Here is an 11395-nt window from a genome sequence, read left to right on the forward strand (position 1 = left end):
AATAAAAGCTCAAATCACAAAGAAAAATCTTGATTAAAATTAAGGCGTTTTGATTGCTGCATGGTACTAATCAGCGTAATTTAGATCATGAGCAGAAGACAAACCCTATCTGTCCGTAGTCTTGAGCGCTAGGTTGAGCGTAAAGAGACTACGGATTCATTAATGTTGAACGCGAGTAAAGGACTGACAATAAAATATTTATTACAGTCTGTCACGTTGAGCCTGTCGAAACGCATTTAAAACATGGCTTTTCGACAAGCTACCATTGACTTTATTTTATAATTGCCAGTTAATGAGGAGATTGTGGTGTTATGCATTTCCGTACAGCTAGGCCATAGCACTGTATCACCGTTCTACTTAAAATCGGCCTAATAAATTTTTCGGACTGCACTGTTCCAGCCATACTACTGCCTTCAAAAGAAAACGGCGAAGCCCTCATGAATACAACTGAAAGCTACAAAAACAAATGAATAAATTTTCAGCCGGCATTTTTTGTTACTTTTTGATGCCAAAAAGTAAGAGCCCTTCGGCGGCGGTGAGCCGAGGCAAGACAGAGCGGTATGGCATAAGAAATCAGTATGTCATTTATAGTAATTTTTATGAAATAAATTATCCCTCAAGGATGACAATCTTACTTATGATAAAGCTTCTAAGCACACGCATTGATACATCAATATAACACGAAGATTAAGCATAAGGAAACTACGAACCAATTTTTTACTCCAAAACTCAATAATATCACTCAATTTACATTGTTCGTCAAAAATATTGGGAAAATTATTTATTTCTTTGCAATTTACATGCTCGTCTTATTAAGATGGACCGGGCCATAGAAATTAACGCAAAATGAAAATTAATACTTCAAAAAAACTTAACGCTTACACCCTTACCGAGATTCTGATTGTTCTGGCCATTATTGGGATATTGATCCTACTGGCACTACCTAACCTGATGCCTTTGATTACGAAGGCAAAAACAACAGAGGCCAAAATGCAACTGGAGCATGTGGCTAAGTTAGAACAGAGTTATTTTTACGAACACTCCAAATATTCTGCAGATTTATCAGAAATAGGCTTTATTCAGGAGAAGTTAACTTCTGATGCGAAGGATGGCAAAGCCAATTATAAAATTGAAATTACGGCTGCCACCAATAATACCTTTACGGCAAAAGCTACGGCCGTTGCCGATTTTGATGGTGATGGTACATATAATGTTTGGCAGATAGACCAGGATAAAAACTTAAAAGAGATAGTTGCCGATTAATGTTTTTGTTGCAGGGGGGGATTTTTATGGTGTTAGCAGGCATGGTTTACCAGGATTTTAAATATCGGGGCATTTATTGGTGGATGTTTCCGGTACTTTTACTGCTCATGGCAGCCGCTACAGTAAAAGTATTGGGTTTCACATTCACAATTTCGCTGGCAGTTAAGAACGGAATGTTTTTAGCTTTGCAATTTGCAGTATTAACGGGCTATACTTCTGTCAAACAGAAAAAACTGACCAACATATTCGATGGGTTTTTCGGTTTGGGAGATTTGTTATTCCTGGTAGTACTGTGTTTTGGTTTTTCCTTTCTAAATTATGTGCTTTTTTACCTGTTAAGCCTCATGCTGATCATTTTATTTACAGCGATTTTTGGTCATCAGGATAAAACACATGGAAAAAAAATACCATTGGCAGGTTACCAGGCTTTGCTGTTTATGATACTGATGGCTGCCGATTGGTTTACACCACATATCAATCTGCTTGCCGATGATCACCTTCTAAATTTGCTCGGTTATGGAAGTTAAAGCTGAAATACTGGGATTGATATCCAAAGCGTTTGCGATGGAGTACCGTGTATTCCCGAAAGAACGCAGTTCAAACGGCAATTTGGTATTATATTGGGATGGACTTGGCAATCGGGATCAACTTGCCGATGAATTGCAGGTCATGCTGGGCTGTAATGTCTCCTTATTACCGCTCGATCAGCAGGAAATCAGCCGGTTGCTTTCCAAATATTACCTGGGCGATGTATCGGCAGAAAGTGAGGATAAAGAAGTTTCGGTTATATCAGCCAACGATGATTTTTTAAATGTATTGATTGAAGAAGCGAGGCGTTTAAAAAGCAGCGATATCCATATCGAAACCTTCGAAAAACGCGCCCGCGTAAGGGTAAGGATAGACGGGATGATGATTGAACGTTACCAGATCGAAAAGAAAGATTATCCTGCACTGATCAATAAAATCAAGATCATGGCCAACCTGGATATTGCCGAAAAGCGTTTGCCGCAGGATGGCAGGATCCAGTTTACCTCTGCACGTTTTGCTGCTTTCGATATTAGGGTATCAGTATTGCCAACCCTTTATGGCGAAAAAATTGTACTCAGGTTATTAAACAACAGCAGTACCGATATCGATCTGAATACCCTGGGCCTATCTGAACAGGATATGCAACACTATATGGAAGGCGTACAGCGGCCCAATGGTATTATTTTGATCAGCGGACCAACCGGATCGGGTAAAACCACCACGTTATATGCTACACTAAAACTTTTAAATAAAAGTACCCGCAATATCCTCACCATCGAAGACCCGATTGAGTATACCCTCGAAGGGGTGAATCAGGTACAATTAAGAGAAAATATCGGATTAGGTTTTGCCGCTACCTTGCGTACTTTTCTAAGGCAGGATCCTGATGTGATTATGGTGGGGGAGATTCGCGATCCCGAAACGGCCAATATGGCGATCAGGGCCGCACTTACGGGCCACCTGGTATTGTCTACCATTCACACCAATTCGGCCTGGGGCACCGTATCGCGCTTAATGGATATGGGCATACCTGGCTTTTTGGTAGCCAATACGCTGAATACTACTGTAGCCCAGCGCCTGGTAAGATTGCTTTGCCCAAAATGTAAAAAAGAAGAACCGCTTGAGCCTGGGCGGTACCCGCGGCAGTTTAATCCACCTAAAGCTGTAAGCAGCCATTTTGTGGCTACCGGTTGTGCACAATGTTATTATACGGGTTACAGCGGGCGTAAAGCTGTTTACGAAGTGATCCCGATCGATGCAGAACTCTCACAGGAAATCAGGAAAGGGAATATGGCTATTGAGCCTGTTCTCGAAGAGAAAAAAATAAGTACACTATCTAAAAACGCTTTTGCTTTATTTGCCGATGGATTAACCTCCATTGAAGAAATTTACCCCTTGTTACTCGCTATCTAAATGAAGAATAGAACGCTACTAAAAATGTTGATGGGTTTGGCCTTTATCGCCTTAAATCTATCTGTTTTAACCACCTCAGCTCAGGTTAATAGTCAGGAACGGCTAAAGGCCATTGAAGAACGCCTCAGAAACCTTTCGGTAACCGTACCGGGATTAAACCAACCTGTTCAACTGTCAATGTCGGGAGCTTCTGCACAAGAATTTTTAAGGGCCCTGGCACAGGCCAATAACCTGAACATCAATATCGATCCGCAACTGAATTTTAAGGTTTATACCAACTTCCGTAACGAAACGGCCATGAACGTAATACTGTTCATTGCCAAAGAATACGACCTGGATGTTAACCTCATTGGCTCTATCATGTCGGTAACCAAGGTGCAAACACCCAAACCTGTGGTAGTGCCTAAAGATTTTCGTGTAAATTACAACGCATCAAACGAATACCTGGGTTTCGAACTCAATAACGATACCTTAAGTCAGGTAGCCAAGAAAATCAGCCAGCTTTCGCAAAAAAATGTGGTGGTTCCTGTAGCCTTAATGAGTAAAAAAGTAAGCGGTTTTATTGCTGCGGCTCCCTTTGAGGTAGCCTTAGAAAAACTGGCTTATGCCAATGAACTTAAAATGAACAAAACCAACGACGGGGTATTCATTTTTCAGGCTTTAGGCGAAGGAGAAGAACTTTATGTAAACGGCGATCAGGCCACGGCAGTAAAAAGAAGCAATAAAAGTGCAGCGGGGCAAGGCGCATCAAGCTTTAATTTAAGTGGCCGGAAAGATAACCAGGGTAATCGCACCATAAGCGTAGATGCGCTAAATACACCAATATTAGACCTGATCAAATCGGCTTCGAATGAGGTAGGAGCCAATTATTTTATCTATTCAGATATTAAAGGAACGGTAAGCACCAAACTAAATGGTATCGGTTACGATACTTTTCTTACTGCTTTATTACAGGGAACAGAATATACCTTTAAAAAAGATGGCGGGGTGTATTTGATCGGAGACCGGAAGCTGGAAGGATTACGGGCCAACCGGATTGTACAATTGCAGCACCGTTCGCTGGATACCATCCAGATGATGATCCCCGCCGAATGGAAAAAAGGGGTGGAGATTAAAGAATTCAGGGAACAGAATACAATATTGCTTTCAGGGGCTTCACCACAGGTAAATGAAATTGAAAATTATATTAAACAGATAGACCGGGTAGTGCCCATGGTACTGATAGAAGTAACATTGGTAGATGTACGTAAAGGTAAAAGTGTTAAAACCGGTATTTCTGCTGGCGTTTCTGATAGTGTAAAAACAGGCGGAACCATATTGCCCGGTATAGATTATACTTTTGGGGCCAATTCCATTAACAATTTTCTGGCTAAACTGGGCAGAAATGGCTCGGTAAACCTCGGTAGGGTAACGCCTAATTTTTACGTTAAGCTCAGTGCCTTAGAGAACAATAACAATGTTGATATCCGCTCGGTACCGAAATTATCAACCCTAAATGGCCACTCGGCTAATTTAAGTATCGGTAGCTCGCGGTTTTATAGTCAGAAAACCCAAAACGTAATTCCTTCATTAAACGCACAAACGGTGGTAACCGAGCAATTTACAGAGGTGAATGCAAATCTTGAAATCGATATCAAGCCGGTGGTTTCGGGCGATGACCAGGTTACCCTGAACATTAAGGTAAACATATCTGATTTTATCGGTAATCCGCCTTTAAATGCACCTCCACCCAAATCAACCAGTAAGTTCAGTTCTATTATCAGGGCCAAAAACGAAGATATGATTGTGTTGGGTGGTTTAGAACGTACCGAAAGCAGCGAGAGTGGTTCAGGTGTGCCTATTTTATCACGGATCCCGATATTGAAATGGCTTTTCAGCAGCAGGGAAAAATCGAACAATAAGGTGGTAACACTGGTTTTTATTAAACCTACAATCTTATATTAGGCATGTTCGAAACCTTTGAACATATTTTGGGCATAGAGCTCACGCTATTGCAGAATGAAACATACCGCTGTGGCTATGCAGTAGTTACACGCAAAGGCGATAATATAGATGCGGCAGATTACCATACAATAGAAGGTAATTTGGTTAAAGTGCTGGAACGTATTCCCCGAAAATACCCGGTGGCCCTATCCATTAACGGAAAAGGCATTATACACAAACTGCTCAAGGGTATTGGGACAGAGAACAAAGACTTATTTAGAGCGGCTTTTCCGTCAGTTGAACAAAAAGATTTTTATGTGCAGGAAACGCTATCTAATGACCGAGCCTGGGTAAGTATGGTTAGGCGAACATTTGTTAATGATATTGTTGGTAAACTGCAATCATCAGGATTAAATGTTTATATGCTGAGCCTTGGTGCATTACCGGTTATTTCGATTTGGGAATTATTGAGCGGCGCCGGGGAAGGTTTTTCGGTTAACGGACATCAGTTTGAGGTTTCTGCAGAAGGGAGCATAACGGAATATCGCTACCAGGAAGGAACAGAAGATAAAGGGAGCCTGAAACTCGGTAATACCAAACTTAAATCTACGCTTTTGGTGCCGTATGCATTGGCTTTTCAGCTCTTTCTGTATGACAAACTCTCTGCAATTAAAGTGGAAAACGAACAGGTTGATCATCGTTTTAAAGATTTTCTTGAACAATCAAAACTTAAAAAAACAGCTGGAATTTTTGTATTTGTCTTATTAGGGCTTTTACTGATCAGTTTTTTTGCACTTACGCACTACAATGCTGAAAATGCAAAACTGAACCAGCAGGTAGGAGCACTTACGGCAACTGCAGATCAAAGCGACCTTTTGAAAAAGGAAATCACCAATCAAAAAGTATTATTGGAAAAACTCGGTTGGAACGGTGGTTACAGCTATGCTTTTTTGCTCAACGAAATCGGTAGCAGCAAACCAAGGGCACTTACTTTAAACGAGGTCATATTTGATCAGGTAAAAGAAGAAGCCAATGGCGCAAAAGATGTGCTTGCATCGGTAAAGATAGCTGGCGAAACCGCTAACCTGACAGCCGTAAACAACTGGATATTTTTGCTTAAAGAAAAAAAATGGGCAAAAGAAGTTAAGCTCTTGCGCTACCAGCAGGATACCGAATCAGAAAGTTTTGCCTTTAACCTATTGATCCGATACTGATATGCTGGAAAAACTAACCCTTAAGAACAAAAAGGTGATCATGGTTTTGCTAATGATCGTTGTAGTTTACCTTGCCTATGTTTTTTCTTTCGAGAAGGCCATCTCGGCAATTGCACTAAACCGCCAGCTTAAGGCAGCACAGCAGCTGGGACAGGAACCTGATGCCGCTTTCCCTCAACTGGAGCGCAAACACGCCTTTTACCAATCGGTATTAAAAGGTTATAGGGTAAGGCAAGAAGATCGTGAAAACCACTTATGGCAATCGGTATCGGCCATGGCCATTGCTAAAAATGTAGAAATCAATTTTAGTCCCAACATCACCACTGCAGAAAAAGATACCAGCGAAATTGCAAGGGGTATAGTGATACAGAAATTCATTTTTAAAGGCAAATACTTCGATATGGTTAAGTTACTCGATACCTTGGAGAAAAGCCAGGGTATAGGCAGGATCTCTGGCGCCAAACTGATGAAGAAAAAGGCAAATGGCAATGAAGAAAAAACAGATAAACTCACACTCGAACTGCAGCTAGTTGGAATAGAAAATTGATTGTAGTAGATTTAAATTTATCAAATTGATTTAATAACTCTGAGCGTTTATTGCGTTGATCTGGTTGCCCTGTATTGTGTGAGACCTAGAAGCTCTAAGGGAAATTAAGTATTTCAAATAGTTTTCTTTTTCTGATATATTTTACTGGTTAATAACATTAAAAAACCGCTTAGACTTTTTTTTTGTTAGGTTTTTTTATACATATTGCACAAAATAATTAACTGTTTTTGCAAAGCTCAGACTGCAAAAAGTATAGTATAGCTCTTACATATGAAAATTCTTACGCTCTTATTTGCGCTATGTGGTGTGGCCGCTTATGCCCAAACCTCAACATCTACAACCATTCCGAAATTAAATGTTGTCCCCTCATCAGCCGAAGCCAGTCATTTTGCCAGATATGGCGAAACCCCGGTGTCGCTTTATACCGGAGTGCCGAATATTAGTATTCCAATATATACTATTGATTTGAAGGGAATAAAATTACCTGTTTCGTTAAGTTATTATGCAGGAGGTATTAAAGTAGATGAAATTGCGAGTAATGTAGGATTGGGATGGTCTTTAAATTTTGGAGGATCTATTACGGCCAATGTAAACGGAATTCCGGATAAGGAGGCAAATGGCTGGTTAAATGTGCCCAGTATTTATCGATTGCCACAAACAGGGAGTTTACAAACCCAGTGGGGTGCTTTTGATACCTACCTTACCGATCCAAAATATGATTTTATGAACGAAGTAGCTGCTGATCATTATGATACGCAGCCCGATTTATATTACGCCAATATCAATGGCAAATCGTTCAAATATTTTTATGAACAGGATGGAACAATCCATACCATGCCTTATCAAAATGTAAGAATTTTAGACGGTATAGAGATAACAGATGAAAATGATAATATATTTCAGTTTATAGGATCAGATCTAACCACCACAAACTATCAGTATTATGGAGGACTTTCTGCAGATGGTTCTCCTCCAAGCCATCAAAGTAATGCAATGTATCCCGGAAAGATAACTACCCCTTTTCAGGAAGAGGTAAATTATACCTATGAGACTTATAATTATAGTTTCAAAAATCAGGCATCAGAAACCAGGTACAGCAGGTACCCCAACCAGTTTGGTTGTGCAGGTGTTATGCCAAATAATACCTTAACAGAAAGTACCAGCCAGGTTGCTGCTTCTAGGATAAAGAAAATAACTGCAACCAACGGTGTAGAAATCAATTTTTATTATGCACAAAGCAGGACAGATCTGCCCGGCTCTGCTGCACTTACATCTATTGTTATAAAAAACATCAATACAAATGTTGTACTGGCAAGTTATACCTTTACCTATAGCTATTATATATCGATAACAGGTTCAATAGATCCGGATGCTTATCGTTTGCGATTGGAAAGTGTGCAAAAAGCAGGTGAAAATCCTTACTATTTTCAGTATAATGAAAGCCAATTACCGGTACGCTTAAGTAAATCTCAAGACCACTGGGGCTTTTTTAATAATGCGGAAAATTCGACCCTGCTACCTGCCGATACTTTTATCGGTTTCCCCTCAGGAGCAAACAGAGAACCATCAGCTCTGGTTGCACAGAATGGAATACTTACAAAAATAACCTACCCAACAGGTGGCAGTTCGGAGTTTGAGTACGAATCTAATTCTGTTGCTTCATCTACTGCAGCATCCTCAGGTTATGTTCAACGTAGTGCCGGCGCTTACGAATCGATTGATTCTACAATGGTTGTTCCATTTACTATTGGCGCTTCGCCAATGAACTTCACTGTTAAGTACAAAAGTCCTTATGGCGGAGATCCTGAAACCGGATTAGTCTGCGATAACTGTCCGGTACAAATACGCAATGCAAACCATCAATTGGTTTATAGCTTTTCTGGCCAATCTGCTCCACAAGGTAATGTTTTAGCGGCGCTAAGCTCCGGAAATTACTTTCTTGAAATACCTTATGTGGGTTTAACTACGGAAGGATTTATTGAAGTTTTTTGGTCTGAATACCAGGCTCAGCCAGCAGTAGAAATTAATAAAATTGTCGGAGGATTGAGGATTAAGAAGATAACTGATAATCCGTTAATTGGGGTAAGTAAGAAAACATTCTACAATTATGATCGATCTGATGGTTCTGGAATAACGACTGGTGTCAGTGGGGTGACTCCTAAATATGATTACATTCATACTCTGGAAACGCTTAATGGCGATTCACAGGTTAACTCTGATTGTTTATTTTACGCACAGTCAACTTCCAGCTTAAGTCCAATTGGCCGTGTACAGGGAGGTACGGTTGCTTATGGACAAGTAGGTGTTTATGTAGAAGATCAGCATAAGGGTTATACACTTAACAAGTTTTCTTATGCTGGAGATATTTCCGGAAGCTGGGAATTTCCATTTGGCGCTGTAATTAGCAACGATTGGATCGATGGATTACCATTGGAAACAAAAGAATTTGCCTGGAACGAACAACAAGGTAAATATTTTCCTGTTAAAAGGACTGTAAATACCTATAAAACAACATTTGGCCCAAATTCTGGCTATCCGCACGAATATGCCGTTAGAGGGGCGAAAGTTGCATTATATAAGCCGGCTATTCCGCCAAGTTTTCCTGCAACGGGCCCTTCACCCAGGGGGCCGGAGTTTAAGGTAAATTATTTTAATCTCTACTCGTCGTGGAGTTTCCCTATGAGTAAAATAGAAGTCTTATACGATCAGGCAGATACCACAAAGACCATTACCACGAGCTACCAATATTTTTACGATAATCCGGCACATATTCAGTTAACCAGGCAATTGTCTAGTAAAAGCAGTGGGCAACAAACTTTGGTATCCTTACGTTATCCGAAAGATATTAATTCATCGTTCAGTTACTATTCAAATCCTGTGGTAGAAAAAAAGATTTTCGTTAAAAACGGAAGTACGGTGAAACTAATTGATGGAGAATTAACTACGTACAAAAATCAGGCTGGTATTTTCCCTGAATATTATTATGACTTAACACTTGCTCAGCCAGTTGATTCTGCATCTTTCCCATCGTATAATGGAAGCAGCATTCCGACTGCATACGAGCAAAGGCTTGCCTATAATTATGATGCCAATAATAATATTATTTCTGTTGTTAACGATCAGAACAAGACACAGGGGTTTAAATGGGGCTATAAGGGTACTTTGGTGCTGGCTGCTGCTATAAATGCGTTAGAAAATGAATTTTATTATGAAGGTTTTGAAGAAACAGGTGTAGCCGGTAATGCGCATACCGGAAATAAAGCAAGCAATGGTGCTTATACCGTAAGTTGGACAAAGCCCAACAACAGAAATTATATTATTAGCTATTGGTATTTGGATGGTGTCTGGAAATTTCGAGAACAACCTTATGTAACAAATAGTTTGGCGCTAACCTTGGGTACAGTTTATGATGATATAAGGATTTATCCTGTAGATGCCCAGGTTACCTCTTATACTTATCAGCCTTTGGTGGGCATGACGAGTATGACCGATGCCAAAGGAATGATTACTACCTACGAATACGATGCCTTTCAGCGTTTAAAGGCAATAAAAGACCAGAATGGCAACATTTTAAAACAAACCGATTACCACTATAAAAACTAAGGCGCTCTATGAAACAACATCTAAAATATTTTTATGCTGCAGCATTGCTCTTGCTGCTTGTCGGCCGCTCTTCCGCTCAGAAAACAGTATCTGTGTATAATGGCGAAAGCGAGATCAGCGCACCCTCGAGCGTAATCCTGACCGATGGTTTCCATACCATGGGACCTGTGCGGATTTTTACCACGGGTTTGAGCTATCTGAACTGCCAGCCGCTCTCTTCGACGCCCAGTACCAACCAGAACTTTATCCTTACCCGTACTTTTAAACAGCCGGTAACCGATGCTACTCTGGGCAACAGCCGCAATGTATGTGAAGAAAACCAGGCCATCCAGTATTTCGATGGCCTGGGCAGGCCTTTGCAGACTGTTCAGGTACAGGGCAGCCCGGGTTTTAAAGATATTGTACAACCTGTGGCCTACGATGCCTTTGGCCGGGAGCAATTTAAATACCAGCCCTATGCGGCACAAAGCGGCACCACAGGCAGTTACCGTACAGCTGCGCTGGCCGATCAGCTGGCTTTTTACAACAGCCCAACAGCAGGGATAAAAGCAACAGGTTATCCCTTTGCCGAAACGGTTTTCGAAGCCTCACCACTAAACCGGGTATTGCAGCAGGGTGCCCCAGGTGCAGATTGGCAAATTAACAGTGGGCATACCCTTAAAACCGATTATGGCACCAATACCCAGGATGAGGTAAAACTGTGGGCGATTAATGGTACCGACAATGGGGCAACAGCCGGAGTTTACCTGCCAGGAAAACTCTATAAAACCACTAGTAAGGATGAGAACTGGGTACCTTCGGATTTAAAAGCAGGCACTACCGAAGAGTTTAAGGATTTTGAAGGGCGTGTGGTGCTGAAACGGGTATGGGAAACCGATAGCAAAAGCCTGAGTACCTATTACGT

Annotated in this window: 8 protein-coding genes; all 8 read left to right on the forward strand. The window is 40.9% G+C overall.

Annotation, left to right across the window (positions count from 1 at the left end):
• The first annotated feature begins 846 nt into the window (after positions 1 to 846).
• The gene (locus HDC90_RS21850) at positions 847 to 1263 is read left to right on the forward strand and encodes a type IV pilin protein (protein WP_184470220.1); all 417 of its coding nucleotides are present in this window, start codon (positions 847 to 849) and stop codon (positions 1261 to 1263) included.
• Complete coding sequence (locus HDC90_RS21855; protein WP_184470222.1) at positions 1263 to 1790, forward strand: hypothetical protein; 528 nt, start codon at positions 1263 to 1265, stop codon at positions 1788 to 1790. The genes HDC90_RS21850 and HDC90_RS21855 overlap by 1 nt, the downstream gene beginning before the upstream one ends.
• Positions 1780 to 3204, forward strand: coding sequence for a GspE/PulE family protein (locus HDC90_RS21860; protein WP_184470224.1), 1425 nt, complete (start codon positions 1780 to 1782; stop codon positions 3202 to 3204). Before HDC90_RS21855 ends, HDC90_RS21860 begins: the two co-directional genes overlap by 11 nt.
• Complete coding sequence (locus HDC90_RS21865) at positions 3205 to 5148, forward strand: type II secretion system protein GspD (protein ID WP_255497803.1); 1944 nt, start codon at positions 3205 to 3207, stop codon at positions 5146 to 5148.
• A gap of 2 nt (positions 5149 to 5150) precedes the next feature.
• Positions 5151 to 6341: a hypothetical protein gene (locus HDC90_RS21870; RefSeq protein WP_184470225.1), complete on the forward strand. Its 1191-nt coding sequence runs from the start codon at positions 5151 to 5153 to the stop codon at positions 6339 to 6341.
• A gap of 1 nt (position 6342) precedes the next feature.
• The gene (locus HDC90_RS21875; protein ID WP_184470227.1) at positions 6343 to 6888 is read left to right on the forward strand and encodes a hypothetical protein; all 546 of its coding nucleotides are present in this window, start codon (positions 6343 to 6345) and stop codon (positions 6886 to 6888) included.
• A 270-nt stretch (positions 6889 to 7158) separates the two neighbouring features.
• A complete protein-coding gene (locus HDC90_RS21880) occupies positions 7159 to 10491 on the forward strand; it encodes an RHS repeat domain-containing protein (protein WP_184470229.1) in 3333 nt (1110 codons plus the stop codon).
• Between the two features lie 8 nt (positions 10492 to 10499).
• On the forward strand, positions 10500 to 11395 hold an 896-nt coding region (locus HDC90_RS21885), incomplete at its 3' end, for a DUF6443 domain-containing protein (RefSeq protein WP_221451924.1).

Source organism: Pedobacter sp. AK013 (assembly GCF_014205835.1).
In the GTDB taxonomy this organism is placed as follows: domain Bacteria; phylum Bacteroidota; class Bacteroidia; order Sphingobacteriales; family Sphingobacteriaceae; genus Pedobacter.